Origin of the sequence: Pseudonocardia sp., from assembly GCF_035305885.1 — a bacterium.
Taxonomy (GTDB): Bacteria; Actinomycetota; Actinomycetes; order Mycobacteriales; family Pseudonocardiaceae; genus Pseudonocardia.
The window spans coordinates 79,364-94,581 of sequence record NZ_DATGOP010000048.1 but is presented as its reverse complement, the minus strand read 5'-3'; the positions used below and the strand labels follow the sequence as shown (position 1 = coordinate 94,581).

16 protein-coding genes are annotated in these 15,218 nt (G+C 73.4%); 7 read left to right on the top strand and 9 right to left on the bottom strand.

The annotated features are described in order from the left end of the window. Nucleotides 1-58: 58 nt before the first annotated feature. The 4 genes from VKZ81_RS09055 to VKZ81_RS09040 form a co-directional block, all read right to left on the bottom strand. A complete protein-coding gene (locus tag VKZ81_RS09055; RefSeq protein ID WP_324241000.1) occupies nt 59-532 on the bottom strand; it encodes an FmdB family zinc ribbon protein in 474 nt (157 codons plus the stop codon). Nucleotides 533-534: 2 nt separating this feature from the next. After that, nucleotides 535-1,824, bottom strand: a complete 1,290-nt coding sequence (locus VKZ81_RS09050; protein WP_324240999.1) for a hydroxyacid-oxoacid transhydrogenase — start codon at nt 1,822-1,824, stop codon at nt 535-537. After that, nucleotides 1,821-2,633 (bottom strand): N-acyl homoserine lactonase family protein, encoded by an 813-nt coding sequence (locus VKZ81_RS09045; protein WP_324240998.1) that lies wholly within the window; start codon nt 2,631-2,633, stop codon nt 1,821-1,823. Before VKZ81_RS09045 ends, VKZ81_RS09050 begins: the two co-directional genes overlap by 4 nt. Before the next feature lie 149 nt (nt 2,634-2,782). Beyond that, nucleotides 2,783-3,664 carry a manganese catalase gene (locus VKZ81_RS09040; RefSeq protein WP_324240997.1) on the bottom strand — a complete coding sequence of 294 codons (882 nt, stop codon included), beginning with the start codon at nt 3,662-3,664 and terminating at the stop codon, nt 2,783-2,785. A gap of 180 nt (nt 3,665-3,844) precedes the next feature. Between VKZ81_RS09040 and VKZ81_RS09035 the strand changes: the two genes are divergently transcribed. The 5 genes from VKZ81_RS09035 to VKZ81_RS09015 all read left to right on the top strand — a co-directional run bounded on the left by VKZ81_RS09035 (nt 3,845) and on the right by VKZ81_RS09015 (nt 9,472). Continuing rightward, on the top strand, nt 3,845-5,098 hold the full coding sequence (locus VKZ81_RS09035) for a PP2C family protein-serine/threonine phosphatase (RefSeq protein WP_324240996.1): 1,254 nt from the start codon (nt 3,845-3,847) through the stop codon (nt 5,096-5,098). Continuing rightward, the gene (locus VKZ81_RS09030; RefSeq protein WP_324240995.1) at nt 5,088-5,999 is read left to right on the top strand and encodes a 1,4-dihydroxy-2-naphthoyl-CoA synthase; all 912 of its coding nucleotides are present in this window, start codon (nt 5,088-5,090) and stop codon (nt 5,997-5,999) included. The genes VKZ81_RS09035 and VKZ81_RS09030 overlap by 11 nt, the downstream gene beginning before the upstream one ends. Continuing rightward, nucleotides 5,996-7,165, top strand: a complete 1,170-nt coding sequence (gene menE / locus VKZ81_RS09025) for an o-succinylbenzoate--CoA ligase (RefSeq protein WP_324241005.1) — start codon at nt 5,996-5,998, stop codon at nt 7,163-7,165. The genes VKZ81_RS09030 and menE overlap by 4 nt, the downstream gene beginning before the upstream one ends. A gap of 113 nt (nt 7,166-7,278) precedes the next feature. Next, a complete protein-coding gene (locus VKZ81_RS09020) occupies nt 7,279-8,475 on the top strand; it encodes a DUF8814 domain-containing protein (protein WP_324240994.1) in 1,197 nt (398 codons plus the stop codon). 115 nt (nt 8,476-8,590) lie between these two features. Continuing rightward, nucleotides 8,591-9,472, top strand: coding sequence for a 1,4-dihydroxy-2-naphthoate polyprenyltransferase (locus VKZ81_RS09015; protein WP_324240993.1), 882 nt, complete (start codon nt 8,591-8,593; stop codon nt 9,470-9,472). Here the strand turns inward: VKZ81_RS09015 and VKZ81_RS09010 are convergent. After that, nucleotides 9,428-9,766 (bottom strand): DUF4229 domain-containing protein, encoded by a 339-nt coding sequence (locus tag VKZ81_RS09010; RefSeq protein ID WP_324240992.1) that lies wholly within the window; start codon nt 9,764-9,766, stop codon nt 9,428-9,430. The genes VKZ81_RS09015 and VKZ81_RS09010 overlap by 45 nt on opposite strands. 162 nt (nt 9,767-9,928) lie before the next feature. On the opposite strand from VKZ81_RS09010, the gene VKZ81_RS09005 reads away from it, so the two are divergent. Together VKZ81_RS09005 and VKZ81_RS09000 are read left to right on the top strand one after the other, a co-directional pair. Further along, nucleotides 9,929-10,153: a BldC family transcriptional regulator gene (locus VKZ81_RS09005; RefSeq protein WP_324240991.1), complete on the top strand. Its 225-nt coding sequence runs from the start codon at nt 9,929-9,931 to the stop codon at nt 10,151-10,153. Between the two features lie 75 nt (nt 10,154-10,228). Further along, nucleotides 10,229-10,444: a hypothetical protein gene (locus VKZ81_RS09000; RefSeq protein ID WP_324240990.1), complete on the top strand. Its 216-nt coding sequence runs from the start codon at nt 10,229-10,231 to the stop codon at nt 10,442-10,444. Between the two features lie 16 nt (nt 10,445-10,460). Here VKZ81_RS09000 and VKZ81_RS08995 read toward each other — a convergent pair whose 3' ends face one another. From VKZ81_RS08995 to VKZ81_RS08980, 4 genes are all read right to left on the bottom strand, one after another. Beyond that, nucleotides 10,461-11,702: a nucleotide-binding protein gene (locus VKZ81_RS08995; RefSeq protein WP_324240989.1), complete on the bottom strand. Its 1,242-nt coding sequence runs from the start codon at nt 11,700-11,702 to the stop codon at nt 10,461-10,463. Nucleotides 11,703-11,818: 116 nt separating this feature from the next. Further along, entirely contained in the window at nt 11,819-12,721 is a 903-nt protein-coding gene (gene ccsB / locus VKZ81_RS08990; RefSeq protein ID WP_414709346.1) for a c-type cytochrome biogenesis protein CcsB, read from the bottom strand. Further along, on the bottom strand, nt 12,721-14,334 hold the full coding sequence (gene resB / locus VKZ81_RS08985; protein ID WP_414709345.1) for a cytochrome c biogenesis protein ResB: 1,614 nt from the start codon (nt 14,332-14,334) through the stop codon (nt 12,721-12,723). The genes ccsB and resB overlap by 1 nt, the downstream gene beginning before the upstream one ends. After that, nucleotides 14,335-15,111 (bottom strand): cytochrome c biogenesis CcdA family protein, encoded by a 777-nt coding sequence (locus VKZ81_RS08980; protein ID WP_324240987.1) that lies wholly within the window; start codon nt 15,109-15,111, stop codon nt 14,335-14,337. Between the last annotated feature and the right edge of the window lie 107 nt (nt 15,112-15,218).

Here is a 15,218-nt window from a genome sequence, read left to right as displayed (position 1 = left end):
GTCCTACCAAGGGCCCTCCGCCCGTCTACACCCCCATGATCAAGTCACTGAGAACACCTCAATGTGGCTTTCCTGAACCTCCGTCGGAGGGCTTCTTCGGCGCACCACCCTGGCCGCCGCCGTGGCCGTGCCCATGGCCGTGGCCGTGGCCGTGTCCGTGGCCGTGTCCGTGGCCATGACCGGGCACCGGGTCACCCGCGCGCAGCGGGGCGCCGTGGTACTTCCCCTCGTGCGCGATGATCGGCCGCTGGTCGCCGGCCAGCTCGGGGTACTTCGCCTCCAGCTTCTGGCGCTTCTCCCACTGCCGGCGCAGCTTCGTGACGTACTCCGGGTTGCCGTGGTAGGTGCCGCGCCAGGTCTGGGGCATCTGCTCCTTCGCCAGCCCCGCCCCGGCCTGGCCGAGCAGGCTCGGCCCGGCCGGGATCTTGTGCGGGGTGCCGCCGCACGCCGGGCAGCCCGGTGCAGGCGCGTCGATGCCCTGGATCCGCTCGAAGCGCTCCCCGCAGTCGCACCGGTAGACGTAGATCGGCATCGCTACCAGTTCTCGATGGACTTGGTGAAGATGGCGGCGATGTCGTCCTCGGTGGGCGTCCTCGGGCAGGTGGCGAGCAGGCGCTGCTGCTTCATCGTGCCCGGCACCAGCTCGGGCACGTCCGCCTCCGTGTAGCCGACCCCGCCGATGCCGTTCGGGATGCCGATGTCGCGCATCAGCGAGATCAGCACGGACGGCAGCTGCTCGCGCGGGTCGTTGACCTTGTCCGCCCGCGGGTCGAGCAGCTCGGCGGCCCGCAGGTGCCGCTCGGGGGCGCTCTCGAAGGAGAACCGGAAGGCCTCCGGCGCCGTCAGCGACACGGATTGGCCGTGCGGCACCATCGGCTCCTCCTGCGGGTAGCCCGCAGGGCGGTAGTCCTTCACCATGCCCGCGATCGGGTAGGCGTTGGCGTGGGGGATGTGCACCCCCGAGTTGCCGAAGCCCATGCCGGCGAACGTCGCGGCCATCATCATGTCCGAGCGCGCCTCGACGTCCTCGGCGCCGTTCCGCACCGCCTTCCGGAACGACCGCGCGAGCAGGGTCAACGCCTTCTCGCACCACAGGTCGGACACCGGGTTCGAGCCGCAGTAGGTCACCCGCTCCTCGGGCTTCTTGCGGTCGAACGTGGCGTACCAGCGCGCGGTGTAGGACTCCAGCGCGTGGCAGACGATGTCCATCCCGGACGAGGCCGTGACCTCGGGCGGCAGGGTCATCGTCAGCAACGGGTCGACGACGGCCAGGGTGGGGCGCAGCCGCCAGTGGCTGATCCCCGTCTTGACCTTCATCGACAGGATGTCCAGCACGCACATCGCGGTGGACTCCGAGCCGGTGCCCGCCGTCGTCGGGATCGCGACGAGCGGCTTGAGCTGGCCCGGCGGCGCCTTCGCCGCCCCGATCGGCTTGTTGACGTAGTCCATCAACTCGCCGGGGTAGGTCGTGAGCAGGTTGATCGCCTTGGCCGTGTCGATCGCCGACCCGCCGCCGACGGCGACGAACCCGTCCCACGGCCCCTGCGCGCGGGCGTACTCGGTGGCCTTGTTCATCGAGTCGTCGGTCGGCTCGATGTGCACGCCGTCGAAGATCTCCGCCTGGATGTCGTACTTGCGCAGGTTGTCGGCGATCCGCTCGGGAACGCCCAGCGCGTGGACCCCCGGGTCGGTGACGATCAGCACCCGTTTGACGCCGTAGCCGGACATCTCGAAGCCGACTTCGTCGGCGGCGCCCGCGCCGAACTTCAGCGGGGGCGCGCCCCAAGTGAAGATCGTCTCCTCGGAGAGGTCGACCCCTGTCATGTGTAGTAGCCCTCCGGCGCGGTGCGCAGCTGGTGGATCTGCTCGGCGTCGTGGCCGAACACCATCGTCGCCCCGGTCTGCTGCTCGATGCCGCGCAGCTTCTCGACCGAGGCGTAGAAGTCCTCGAGGTTGTTGACGATCGCGGCGGGCACGGTGGGCGGCCCGTAGCTCTCGCCCATGTACACCGCGTCGGACGTGAAGATCATGGTGCCGGTGTCGGGCAGGTCCACCCGCATCGACATGCACCCGACCGTGTGCCCCGGCGTCTCGATGAGCGTGACGCCGGGCAGGAGCTCGGTGTCACCGGAGACCGTCTCGAACTCGAGGCCCTCGTAGTCGGTCTTCAGGTGCGCACCGGTGAACAGCCCGTCGAAGCCGAAGGCGAACTCCTTCTCGCGCTGGTGGCACACGAGCTTGGCGCCGGTGTTCTTGAACATCTGCGCGTTGCCCGCGTGGTCGAAGTGCAGGTGCGACAGCACGACGTAGTCGATCTCGTCGAGGCCGACGCCCATCTGGTTGAGCCGGGAGTCGAGGTACTCCTCCTCGCTCACCTTGTCGTACGGGAAGAACTCCTGGAGGCCCGTCGGCCCCCAGCGCTCCTCCCAGTCGCGCGGGCAGCTGGTGTCCCACAGCAGCTTGCCCTCGTCGGTCTCCACCAGGACGCAGTGGGTGGGCACGTCCACCCACGGCGCCGGGGAGTCCTTGTGCTTGCGGTCGGTGATCGACCGACCGGGCTTCAGGAGCAGCCAGGTCAGGTCGGCGGTCATCGCACCGCAGGGGATCACGCTCACCTTGTTCGCGGTCGCCATCATGATCCTCTCGACGCTGAGGGACTGTTGCCATCGACGTTGGCACTACCACCGCGGGCCGTCAATCAATGCGCACTGATCGATGGATGAGGTCGCGCGGTCGGGCGAGGCCGTGGCCCAGCGGCGGCCCCGCCCGACGGAGGATCGGGCTACTCCTTCTTCAGCTTGTCCTGTGCGGTGCCCGCGGCCTTCTCGACCGGGTTGGGCACGTCGGTCGTCCCGTACATCCGCGCGTCCGGTCGGGTGGGCGGCGGCATCGGGGCGGTGGTCGTCGGCCCGTCGTGGTAGCTGAACTCGCCGTGCCCGTCGGGGGTCGGCCCGGACGCCCAGCTGCCCTTCGACGCCGCGTCCCCGTCGCTGAAGTTCAGGTACTGGTAGGACACCTCGCGGTGCTCCTTCGACAGCGGGAAGTTGCTCGGCGTGGGCATCTGCTCGTAGCCCTCCTCCTGCAGCTCCTTCGCCGCCGCGGCCCACATGTTCTGGTGCATGGTGTCGCGGGCCAGCAGGAACGCGAGCAGGTCGCGCACGCCGGAGTCGTCGGTCATGTGGTATAGCCGGGCCACCGCGACGCGGCCCTGCATCTCGGCGTTCGCGTTGGCCGTGAAGTCGGCCAGCAGGTTGCCGCTCGCGGTGATGTAGGACCCCTGCCACGGGTTGCCCATCGCGTCGACCGGACGGGCGCCGGCGCCCGCGACGATCGCGTGCTGGACGTCCATCCCCCCGACGACGGCCGCCACCGTGGGGTCGTCCTGCACGGCGTCGCTCGTGACGCCGATCGGCGCGTCGCCGAGCAGCTGCGCGATCATCGTCGCCAGCATCTCGACGTGCCCGAACTCCTCGGCGGCGATGCCGAACACCAGGTCGCGGTACTTGCCGGGCAGGTGCATGTTCCAGCCCTGGAAGGCGTACTGCATCGCTACGGTGATCTCGCCGTACTGGCCGCCCAGCACCTCCTGGAGCTTGCGCGCGTACACGGCGTCCGGCTTGTCGGGAGTGGCCTTGAACTGCAACTCCTGGCGGTGGAAGAACATCCCCACACTCCTCGTGGTCCTCGGGCTTCGACGTGGGGTGGGTCACCCGGACGCGGGTGGGGAAACCGATCCGGGCGAGCCTGGCCCCGAGGGGACACGGCGGCTCGACGCCGGTGCGACCGGCGGTTGACGCCCGGATCCCGCGGCTGGAACATCAGCAGCCCCGAGACGGAGGGGCCCGTGATCGACCTCGACGAGCCGTGGCAGCGGGCGCTGCTCGACCTGCTCACCCGGTCCCACCTGCTGCCGGGCGACGCGATCGCGCCCGCGCTCGCCGACGTCCTCGCGCCGCTGCGGCTCGACCCCGAGGTCTACGTGATCGACCGCGACCAGGACCAGCTGCGGCCGCTGCGCGACGGGCTCCCGGCGCTGAAGGCGGACGGCACCCTGGCCGGCCGGGCCTACCAGCTGGGACAGGTCCTCGAGGGCGCCGACGGCGGCGACCCGGTCCTGTGGGTCCCGCTCATCGACGGGATCGAGCGCCTCGGCGTGGTCCGCATCCGCCTGCCCGCCGACGCCCCGGTGGCCCGCGACCCGCTGCTCCGCCCGCGCTGCGCCCTCCTCTGCGGCACGCTCGCCCGCGTGCTGTCGTCCAAGCTCCCGCACAGCGACCTGCTCGCCACCGCGCAGCGCTCGCAGCCGATGTCCGTGGCCGGCGAGCTGCTGTGGCGGCTGCTGCCCCCGCTGACCGTCGGCACCGCCTCGGTCACCATCGCGGCCGTGCTGGAGCCCGCCTACGACATGGGCGGGGACGCCTTCGACTACTCGGTCGACAGCCGGGAGGCCCAGTTCGCGATCTTCGACTCCTCGGGCCACGACCTGAGCGCGGGCCTCACGACCTCCGTCGCGCTCGCCGCGGCCCGCACCGCCCGCCGGGAGGGCGTGGACCTGCTCGGCGTGGCCGAACGCATCGACGCCGAGCTCGTCGAGCAGTTCGACGACTTCCGGTTCGTCACCGGCGTGCTCGCCCGGCTCGACCTGGACACGGGGCGGCTGCGCTACCTCGTCGCCGGGCACCCCGCCCCCGTGCTGCTGCGCGGCGGCCGCGCCGTGGGCAGCCTCGACGGCGCGCGGCGGATGCCGTTCGGGCGGATCGCATCGCTGGCGCCCCAGACCGCCGAGCCCGCCGAGGAGCTGCTCGAACCGGGCGACCGGCTGCTGCTGCACAGCGACGGCGTGATCGAGGCGCGGGACGGTCGCGGCACGGAGTTCGGCAGCGCCCGCCTGATCGAGCTGGCCGAGCGCACGGCCGCCGACGGGCTGCCCGCACCCGAGACGCTGCGCAGGCTCACCCACGCCGTGCGCCGGTACCGCGGCCGGACGCTGGAGGACGACGCCACGTTCGTGCTCGTCGAGTGGGCCGGCCGGCCTGCGGCGGAAGCGGCCGCCGAAGGCGCCGATGTCGGCGACATAGGGTCGGGGCGTGGCTGCTGACTCCCCGTCCGAGCTGTTCGACCCGGCCGCGTGGCGGCCGGTCGAGGGCTTCGACTTCGCCGACATCACCTACCACCGGGCCGTCGACACCGGCGCGGTGCGGATCGCGTTCAACCGGCCCGAGGTCCGCAACGCGTTCCGCCCCGGCACCGTGGACGAGCTCTACCGCGCGCTCGACCACGCCCGGCAGACCCCCGACGTCGGGTGCGTGCTGCTCACCGGCAACGGACCGTCCCCGAAGGACGGCGGATGGGCGTTCTGCTCGGGCGGCGACCAGCGCATCCGCGGGCGCACCGGCTACCAGTACGCCTCCGGCGAGACCGCCGACACGATCGACCCCGCCCGGGCCGGCCGGCTGCACATCCTCGAGTGCCAGCGCCTCATCCGGTTCATGCCGAAGATCGTGATCGCGGTCGTGCCCGGCTGGGCCGCGGGCGGCGGTCACTCGCTGCACGTCACGTGCGACCTGACGCTCGCGAGCGCCGAGCACGCCCGGTTCAAGCAGACCGACGCCGACGTCGGCTCGTTCGACGGCGGCTACGGCTCGGCGTACCTGGCCCGGCAGGTGGGCCAGAAGTTCGCGCGCGAGATCTTCTTCCTCGGCCGCACCTACACCGCCGAGGAGGCCCACCGGATGGGCATGGTCAACGCCGTCGTGCCGCACGCCGAGCTGGAGAAGGTGGCGCTGGAGTGGGCGCGCGAGGTCAACGGCAAGTCACCGACCGCGCAGCGGATGCTCAAGTACGCGTTCAACCTCATCGACGACGGGCTGGTCGGCCAGCAGCTGTTCGCCGGTGAGGCCACGCGGCTGGCGTACATGACCGACGAGGCGGTCGAGGGCCGCGACGCGTTCCTGCAGAAGCGCGAGCCGGACTGGTCCCCGTTCCCGTGGCACTACTGAGGCCGGTGCCGCTCGACGGTTCCCCCGAGGCCGTCGGGCGGCTCGTCGCGGCGCTGGAGGACGCCCTCGCGGGCGGGCCCGCGGTGCTGCCGGTCGGTCCCGGCGGGTCCGCGGTCGAGGCCGAGCCGGGCGACGGCGCCGCGGTCGTGATCGCCACCTCGGGCTCGACCGGTGCGGCGAAGCACGTGGTGCTCTCGGCACGGGCGCTGCGGGCGTCGGCGACCGCCACGGCCGAACGGCTCGGCGGGCCCGCCCGGTGGCTGCTCGCGCTGCCCGCCCACCACGTCGCGGGCGTGCAGGTGCTGGTCCGGTCCCTGCTCGCCGGCACCCCGCCCGTGGTGCAGGACCTGCGCGCGGGCTTCCGCCCCGACGCCTTCGCCGCAGCTACCCGCGAGCTCGGGCCCGGCCGCCGCTGCACGAGCCTCGTGCCCACCCAGCTGCACCGGTTGCTGGACGCGGGCGGCGCCGCCCTCGACGCGCTGCGGGGCTACGCAGCGGTCCTCGTCGGCGGGGCGGCGCTCGCACCGCAGCTGCGCGAGCGGGCCGTCGCCGCGGGCGTCGCGGTGGTCACGACCTACGGGATGAGCGAGACCGCGGGCGGCTGCGTCTACGACGGGGTCCCGCTCGACGGCGTCCGCGTCGACCTGGAGGCCGATGGCCGCATCCGGATCGGCGGCCCGACCCTCGCCGACGGCTACCTCGGCGATCCCGCGCGCACGGCGGAGGCGTTCGTGGCCGGGTGGTTCCGCACGGGCGACCTCGGCCGGTGGCGCGCCGGGCGGCTCGAGGTGCTTGGCCGGGCCGACGACGTGATCGTCACCGGCGGCGAGAAGGTCGCGCCCGCGGCCGTCGAGGAGGTGCTCACCGCGCAGGAGGGCGTGGCCGCCGCGTGCGTGGTGGGCGTCCCCGACGCGGAGTGGGGCCAGCTCGTCGCGGCCGCCGTCGAGGTGCCCGACGGCCCGCTCGACGCCGCACGGGCCGAGCGGCTGCGCGCCGCGGTGCGCGATGCGCTCGGGCGAGCGGCGGTGCCCCGGATCCTGCGCGCGGTGCCCCGCATCCCGCTGCGGGGGATCGGCAAACCCGATCGGGCGGCGACGGCCCGCCTGGTCGCGGGAGAAGCGCCCCCTGCCCACACCGACGCGTCCGCACACCCCCGGATCGGCTGAACCCGCCGTACACCCCATCGGGCCTGTCACGCTGCGTTCATTGACGAACGCGTCACCCTTCTCGTCTCCTGCACCGAGCGACACACCGGTCACACGAGCATCAAGGGGGCGCGATGGGCTGGGGCACGGCGAGCGCGCTGCTCGCCATCGCGAGCAGCCTCCTGATCGGCCCCACCACGCCCGCGGGCCCGCCGGGGACCTCGTGGACGGCCGACCTGCGCGACGGGGATGCCGTCGGCGTCGCCGTCGCGGGCGGCGCGGCGCGGATCGACCCCCGGACGGCGTTCGTCGCCGTCGCCGAAGGCGCCTCCGGCGGCGGCCGCCCGACGGGCCTGCTGACCTTCCCCGCCCGCCGGTTGGCCGCGGCAACCGACCGCGTCGTCGTCTCCGTGACGGGTGAGGTGCCGGCGGGCGCGACCGCGACCGTCGACGTCAGGGCGCGCCGGGAGGGCGGGGGGTGGACCGAGTGGATCCCGGCCGCGCCCGGGCCCGGCGGGCCCGCCGTGACGCTCCCGATCGCGTCGGCCGAGGTGCAGGCGCGGCTGGTCCTCGCCGGCGACCCGGAGGCCGGACCGACCGTCCGGAGGGTGGCCCTCACCGCCCGGACGGCGCCGCCCGGCCGGGCCGAGTCCGACGAGCGGGACGAGGCCCTCTCCTACCGCGTGTTCGCCACCCGCGAGGGTCTCGTCGGGCGCACCACGGCGAACGGGCACAAGATCGGCGAGCGGGACCACTTCGTGGCGCTCCCGTCCCGGCGGGCCCTCTCGCCGCGGGGCAGCAGCGACTACTCGGTCAAGGTGTGCGCGCCGACCGGGCGCTGCGCGTTCGCGCCCGTCTGGGACGTCGGGCCGTGGAACACCCGCGACGACTACTGGAACCCCGGCCACCGCCGCCAGGAGTGGCGCGACCTGCCGCAGGGGACGCCGCAGGCCCAGGCCGCCCACCAGCGCGGCTACAACGGCGGGAAGGACCAGTACGGCCGCAAGGTCTCCAACCCGGCGGGCATCGACCTCGGCGACGGCGTCTTCTGGGACGCGCTCGGCCTGCGCGACAACGCGTGGGTGCAGGTCGAGTACCTGTGGACCGGCAAGGAGAGCCTGGCACGGGTGGAGGCGGGCACGGACGTCCGCGCGGGCCCGGACGCCGGAGCGGAGGTCGTCGGGTTCGCGGCGGGACGCGCCGCCGTGCCCGTGCAGTGCGCGCACGACCGCTGGCTGCGGATCGGCCCGAACGAGTACGTCGAGGCGGCCGCGGTCCGCGCCCCGCCCCGCGTCACCCCGTGCACCCGGCCCGCGACTCACCCGCACTGAGCCCGCGACTCGCCGAGCCTTCGGCGAGTCGCGGTCTGGGTGTCCGCGAGTCGCGGTCTGGGTGCGGGTGAGTCGCGGTGTGGGTGCCGCCGGCGCCTGCGGATAACGTTCAGGTGTGGCCACGCTCGCTCAGTGGGTGGAGGGTGCCCGTCCACGCACCCTGCCGACCGCCCTGTCCCCCGTCATCGCCGGCACCGGAGCAGCGATCGGGCACGGCGTCGTCGCACCGGGACGCGCGCTGCTGGCCCTGGTCGTCGCGATCTCGCTGATGGTCGGCGTGAACTACGCGAACGACTACTCCGACGGCATCCGCGGCACCGACGACGAGCGCGTCGGTCCGCTGCGGCTGGTCGGGTCGCAGCTCGCCGCCCCGTCGTCGGTCCGGACGGCGGCGTTCTTCGCGTTCGGGGTCGCGGGCGTCGCCGGGTTGACGCTGATCTCGCTGAGCCAGCAGTGGTGGCTGATCGCCGTCGGCGCGCTCTGCATCGTCGCCGCATGGTTCTACACCGGCGGTTCCCGCCCGTACGGCTATCTCGGCTTCGGTGAGCTCGCGGTATTCGTCTTCTACGGCCTCGTCGGCGTGCTCGGCACCGTGCTCACCCAGAGCGGCTGGCCCGGCGCGCTCGACATCGTCACCGCGATCGGCGTGGGCATGCTCACCAGCGCGGTGCTGGTGGCCAACAACCTGCGCGACATCCCGACCGACGCGGCGGTGGGCAAGTACACCCTCGCGGTGCGGCTCGGCGACCGGGACACCCGCCGCCTCTACGCCGCGCTGACGCTGCTGCCGTTCCTGCTGTCCGCCGGCGCGGCCGTGCTCAGCTGGCCGATGCTGCTGGCCCTGCTGGCCCTGCCGTTCGCCGTCCTCCCGATCCGGGACGTCCTCGGCGGCGCGGAGGGCGCCAAGCTCATCCGGGTGCTCGCCCAGACGGGGGTGCTGCTGCTGGCCTGGTCAGTCCTGACCGCGATCGGACTCGCGGTCGGCCGGTTCGTCTGACGCGGTGGGCGGCTCGTCGCCGCGCAGCTTCGCCCGCAGGGCCTCCCGCTCCCTCGCCCTGCGCTCCCGCGCCGCGCCGAGCGCGTTCTCCAGCTGCGACCGCAGCCCGCGGAACAGGACCATCGACAGCGGCAGCGCCACGATCAGCGCGATCAGCAGCGCGAGCAGGAACGGGACGCCCGCCACCACCAGCAGCGCGGTGACGACGGCGACGAGCCCGACGCGGGCGGCCGTGTAGAGCGCCACTGCGGCGGCCAGCCCCGGCTGCCGATCGGTGGGGGTCGGGGACGTCATACGCCCAGCGTACGACCGGTTCGGGAGGGGGCAGGTCCCCGCCCGGACGCACCCTGTCCGGTTCGTCCTTTAAGAGCCCTTTACCTGCGGACAACCGTTCGAGTACCTGGGGTCCGAGGTGTCACGATGGCCCGGAAAGCACCACGTTCTGGGAGGTCATGGATGTCGATCGCGGCGCACAGCGGCAGCAACGAGCGCCTGCTCACCCCGGGCGAGGTCGCGGCCCTCTTCCGCGTCGACCCCAAGACGGTCACCCGCTGGGCCTCCGCGGGGCGGATCGGCTCGATCCGCACGCCCGGCGGTCACCGGCGGTTCCGGGAGTCCGAAGTGCGCAGCATGCTGGCCGAACTCACGAGCGAGGCCACGCAGCCGCCCGCCCGTCCCTGACCGGGCCCCGTTCACAGCACTTCACCCCGCCCCCGCACGTCCTCGGCTAACCTCGGCGGCGGAGGTGGTTCGACAATGCTGTTCCTCATCGCATTCGTCGGCGCCGCGATCATCGCTCTGGTGCTGTGGAAGGCGATGAACTCCGGTGCCGTCGACTTCCCGCAGCCCCAGCGGCGCAGCCCGGTGGCCGGAGCGAGCCGGCCGCGCGTGAGCGGCCCGGACGACGACCCCGACTTCCTTCGTCAGCTCGACGAGAAGGTGCGCAGGCGGGAGGACCCGCCGAGCGTCTGAGCGCCGGCCCGGGTGATCAGGCGGGCGGGCCCTCGAACGCGTCGGCCACCGCCGCTGCGAGCTCCAGCAACGCCATCCGGGTAGCCGGCTGCAGCCGGTCGAGGTCCACCTCGGCGCCCTCCTCGAGGTGGGCGTCGAACGGGATCCGCGCCACCGTGCGACAGCGCGCCGCGAAGTGTTCGGCCACCTTCCCGAGATCCACACCACCGGATGAGCGGTGCACGCAGTTGATCACCGCCACCGAGTTCTTCACCAGGTCGCCGTGCCCGTGCGCGTCGAGCCAGTCCATCGTGGCCGACGCGCTGCGCGCGCCGTCGATCGAACCCGACGACACGATGATCAGCTGATCGGCGAGCCCCAGCACCCCGTACATCGCCGAGTGCATCAGGCCGGTGCCGCAGTCGGTGAGCACGATGTTGTAGAAGTGCTCCAGCAGCGTGACGGTGCGGCGGTAGTCGTCCTCGCTGAACGCCTCCGAGACCGCGGGGTCCTGCTCGCTCGCCAGCACCTCGAGCCGGGACGGGCCCTGTGAGGTGTAGGCGCGCACATCGCTGTAGCGGCGCACGCGCTGCGCGTCGCGCAGCAGGTTGCGCACGGTCGCGCTGGTCTCGAGCGGGATCTTCTGGCTGAGCGTGCCCCGGTCGGGGTTGGCGTCGACGGCCACCACCCGGTCACCGCGCAGCGAGGCGAACGTGGCCCCGAGGGTGGCGGTGACCGTGGTCTTGCCGACGCCGCCCTTGAGGCTCAGGATCGCGATCTTGTAGCAGCCCATGAGGGGCCGGTTGACCCGCTCCGTGAGCTCCCGCTTGCGGATGTCCGCGGGGCTTTCGCCGGGGTTGATGCGCTTGCCGGACATCAGGTAGACCAGCCGCCGCCACCCCGACTGCGGGGGCCTGCGCGTGGGCGTCAGGACCCGCGCGGTGGACAGGTCGGGCCGGGGCCCGCGGCCGCTGCGGGCGCGCTGCGCCTCCTGGGCGGCCACCGCGCCGGGGTCGGTCCAGCGGGCGGTGCCGCGCGGCGGGGTGCGGGGTGCGGCGGGCGCGTCGGAGGCCTTCTCGGCGGTGTCCCGCTCGACCCGCAGCTGGTTCGGCGCGGTCGCGTCGCCGTCCGCGGTGTCGGGATCGGAGCGCGGTGCGGGCGGCTCCGGCGGTGCGACGGGCGCGGACCGGGCCCCGGCGGCCCCCCAGCGCTCGCGGACGTACCGGCCCACCGAACCGTCCGGGTAGTCCCCGTCGTCACCGGTTTGACGCTCTGTCATCCGTACATCCCGCCGAGCGCATCGAGTCGACCGTCGAACCCCCACACGGACGCCGACGGTAGTCGGCCGACTGCCCGGGGTCGAGGCGCGGTCGGGTGGCGCCGTATCACTCGGCGTCAGCCCACCCCGGCGTACGAGTGCAGACCGGCGACGACCATGTTGATGAAGAAGAGGTTGAAGACGATCGTAGCGAAGCCCGCGACGTTGACCCACGCCGCCCGGCCCGTCCGCCAGCCCGCGGTCGCCCTCGCGTGCAGGTACGCCGCGTAGATCACCCACGAGACGAACGCGACGGTCTCCTTGGGGTCCCACCCCCAGAACCGGCCCCATGCGGCCTCAGCCCAGATCGCCCCCGTGATGATCGCGAACGTGAAGAGCGGGAACGCGATGATCGTGATGCGGTAGGCGAGCCGGTCCAGCGCGTCGGCCGCCGGCAGCTTCTCCGCCACCCCGGCGAGGGACCCCGATCGGCGGAGCAGGAACAACAGGCTCGCCACGCCCGCGACGACCAGCAGCCCGGACGAGACGCTGATCGTGCTCACGTGGATGCTCATCCAGTACGAGCGCAGCGGCGGCACCACGGGCCCGGTCGGGACGTAGAGCACGGACCCGGCGAGCGCCATCAGCACGAGCACCGGGAACAGCACGAACGGGCCCGCCGGGCGCGCCGACGGCGAGCGGCGCAGCACCACGAGCCACGTCACCACCGCGGCGAGGCAGATCGCGGAGATGAACTCGTACATGTTGCCCATCGGCCACCGCTCGGCGGCCAGCCCGCGGGTGGCGAGGGAGACGAGGTGCAGGGCCGCGCCGAGCACGGTGACCGCCACGGCCATGCGGCCGAACCGCTCGGGCCGGGTGCGCGTCGACTCCTCGGCGGGGGCGCCGGCGCCCACCAGTGCGGGCGACTTCGCCCGCGCCGCGGCGAACTCCACCGCGTGGAAGATCATCGCGAGCGCGTAGATCCCGGCGGCCGCCACGAAGAGGCGGTCGCTGAAGGTGGCGAGTTCGGTGAGCATCAACTCTCCTCGGGTGGGTCGAGCAGGTCCGCCCGCAGCCGGGCGAACTCCTCGCCGTAGCCCGCCCGGTCGGTGCGGGCGAGCCCACCGAGCTCGACGACCGTGCGAGCGCCGTCGTCGGTGGGCGTGAGGCGGGCCCAGAACCTGCGCCTGCGGATCGTCAGCGAGAGCGCGAGCCCGCCGAGCAGCAGCACGGCGAACACGAGCACCGCCTCCTGGCCGGGGTCGTGGCTGATCTGCAGGTACGCCCAGTCCTGGACGCCGTCGAAGCGGATCTCGGTGCCGTCGTCGAGGGTCAGCGACTCGCCCGGCACCAGGTTGGCGCGCGCGACGCGCACCAGTGCGCCGGACTCGACCATGCGCTGGTCGACCTGGAAGATCGACTGGCCGCGGCCGTCGTCGAGGCCGAGGTCGCCGCGCAGGACGTCCACCGCGACCTCGGGGGCGAGCAGCGCCGGGAACACCGACGTGACCACGTCCCCGCCCGACGACGTCGGCGCGAACAGGCCGGTGATGGCGAGCTGGGACGTGCGCCGCTGCTCGGAGTCGGTGATGCCGGGCGGTTCGAACTTCGTGGCGCCCTCCGACAGCAGGGTCGCCTGGTCGACCGGCCGCCACTGGATCGCGCCGGTGCGCTGCTCCCCGTTCGGCCACGTGACGGTGAACCGCGGCGCGTAGCCGTGGCCGAGCAGGTAGACGCGGTTGCCGTCGACCCGCAGCGGGTGGTTGACCTCCAGCTGGTGGGTGCGCCACTCGTCGGAACCGGACGCGACCTCCTCGGCGCTCTGGTAGGCCAGCTGCCCGCGGAAGCTCTCGGCCTGCCCGTTCGGCCGGTACTCGGCCCGGAAGTCGTCGAGGCGGATGCAGAACGGGGTGAGGTCAGTGCCGTCGACGCGCAGCCCCGCGCGGAACGTGTCGTAGCCGAGGATGCCGGTGTTGCAGAACTGGCCGCCGCCGGACATGACGATGACCTGGCCCTCGTAGCCGAAGAGCTTGCCCGCGGCCACCCCGATGAGCAGGCCGACGAGGCTCAGGTGGAACAGCAGGTTGCCCGCCTCGCGCAGGTACCCCTTCTCGGCCGAGATCGTGCGGCCCGCCCCGTCCGGCCGTTCGACGCTGCGCCAGCCGCGCAGCCGGGACCGCACGCGCTCGACGGCCTCGTCCAGGCCGACGTCGAGGGTGCCGCTCGCGTGGTGCGGCATCCGGGACAGGTTCCGCGGCGTGGCCACCGGCTCCGCCCGCAGGGCCGCGGCGTGCTCCAGGGTGCGCGGCAGCACGCAGCCGACGAGCGAGATCATCAGCAGGAGGTAGATCGCCGCGAACCACGGGGCGGCGAACACGTCGAAGAAGCCGAGGCGGTCCAGCGTCGGCGCGAGCCACGGGTAGTCGGCGAAGTACTCCTCGACCAGGCGCTGGTTCAGCGACCGCTGCGGCAGCAGGGCCCCCGGCAGCGCGGCGACCGCCAGCAGGAACAGCAGCACGAGGGCCGTGCGCATGGAGGTCAGTCCCCGCCAGCCGTTGCGCAGCACCGCCCACACCCCGGCGAGTCGCGGCCTGGGTGTCGGCGAGTCGCGCTGCGGGTGCGCGCGAGTCGGGGTCTCGGTGGGGGCCATCTACAGCACCGGGACGAAGCCCGCGATGGACACCTGGAGCTTGGCGAGCAGCGCGCCCCACACGCCGGTGACGAGCAGGACCCCGACCGCCACCATCAGCGCCCCGCCGGCGAGCTGGATCGCGCGGGTGTGGCGGCGCAGCCAGCCGAGCGCCCGCACCGCCCGCGACGCCCCGAGCGCGATGATCACGAACGGCAGGCCGAGCCCGGCGCAGTAGGCGACGGTGAGCACGACCCCGCGCAGCGAGCCGCCGCCGGTGCCCGCGGCCACCGCGACGACGCCCGCGAGCGTCGGCCCGATGCAGGGCACCCAGCCGAGGCCGAACACCGCGCCGAGCAGCGGCGCGCCCCACACCCCGGCGCGCGGGACCCAGTGCATGCGCTTCTCCCGCTGCAGCGCGGGCACCAGCCCGACGAACGCCAGCCCCATCACGATCATGAGGACGCCGCCCGCGCGCTGCAGCACCGCCTCGTTGGCCACGAGCGCGTCGGCGAGCCAGACGACGCCGGTGAGGATGGCGCCGAACACGACCGTGAACCCGGCGACGAACAGCGCCGCGGCCCCGGCGACGCGGAACCGGCCCGACCGCGGCTCGCCCGCTTCGGCGGCCGTGGCCGGTGGGGCGTCGGCGCCGACCAGGCCGGCCAGGTAGGCGAGGTAGCCGGGGACGAGCGGGACCACGCACGGCGACGCGAAGCTCACCGCGCCGGCCAGCACGGCCACGGCGGCAGCGAGGAGCAGCGGTCCGGAGACCGCGAGCGTCGTCGAGGGGTCCATCGCCCATGAGGGTAGGCCGCGTGCTATTGGGCGCCCACACCGGGTTCTACACGTTGTAGTGGATCGCCGCGCCGGTCAGAGCCACGGGCGCACCGAGGGCACGACTC

Excerpts from the sequence above, each read along its gene's own strand:
- VKZ81_RS08980 (WP_324240987.1), bottom strand. The coding sequence starts at position 15,111 with ATGGACCCCTCGACGACGCTCGCGGTCTCCGGACCGCTGCTCCTCGCT.
- VKZ81_RS09020 (WP_324240994.1), top strand. The coding sequence starts at position 7,279 with ATGGGCTGGGGCACGGCGAGCGCGCTGCTCGCCATCGCGAGCAGCCTC.
- VKZ81_RS09000 (WP_324240990.1), top strand. The coding sequence starts at position 10,229 with ATGCTGTTCCTCATCGCATTCGTCGGCGCCGCGATCATCGCTCTGGTG.
- VKZ81_RS09050 (WP_324240999.1), bottom strand. The coding sequence starts at position 1,824 with ATGACAGGGGTCGACCTCTCCGAGGAGACGATCTTCACTTGGGGCGCG.
- VKZ81_RS09045 (WP_324240998.1), bottom strand. The coding sequence starts at position 2,633 with ATGGCGACCGCGAACAAGGTGAGCGTGATCCCCTGCGGTGCGATGACC.
- VKZ81_RS09055 (WP_324241000.1), bottom strand. The coding sequence starts at position 532 with ATGCCGATCTACGTCTACCGGTGCGACTGCGGGGAGCGCTTCGAGCGG.
- VKZ81_RS09005 (WP_324240991.1), top strand. The coding sequence starts at position 9,929 with ATGTCGATCGCGGCGCACAGCGGCAGCAACGAGCGCCTGCTCACCCCG.
- ccsB (WP_414709346.1), bottom strand. The coding sequence starts at position 12,721 with ATGCTCACCGAACTCGCCACCTTCAGCGACCGCCTCTTCGTGGCGGCC.
- VKZ81_RS09040 (WP_324240997.1), bottom strand. The coding sequence starts at position 3,664 with ATGTTCTTCCACCGCCAGGAGTTGCAGTTCAAGGCCACTCCCGACAAG.
- VKZ81_RS08995 (WP_324240989.1), bottom strand. The coding sequence starts at position 11,702 with ATGACAGAGCGTCAAACCGGTGACGACGGGGACTACCCGGACGGTTCG.
- VKZ81_RS09010 (WP_324240992.1), bottom strand. The coding sequence starts at position 9,766 with ATGACGTCCCCGACCCCCACCGATCGGCAGCCGGGGCTGGCCGCCGCA.
- resB (WP_414709345.1), bottom strand. The coding sequence starts at position 14,334 with ATGGCCCCCACCGAGACCCCGACTCGCGCGCACCCGCAGCGCGACTCG.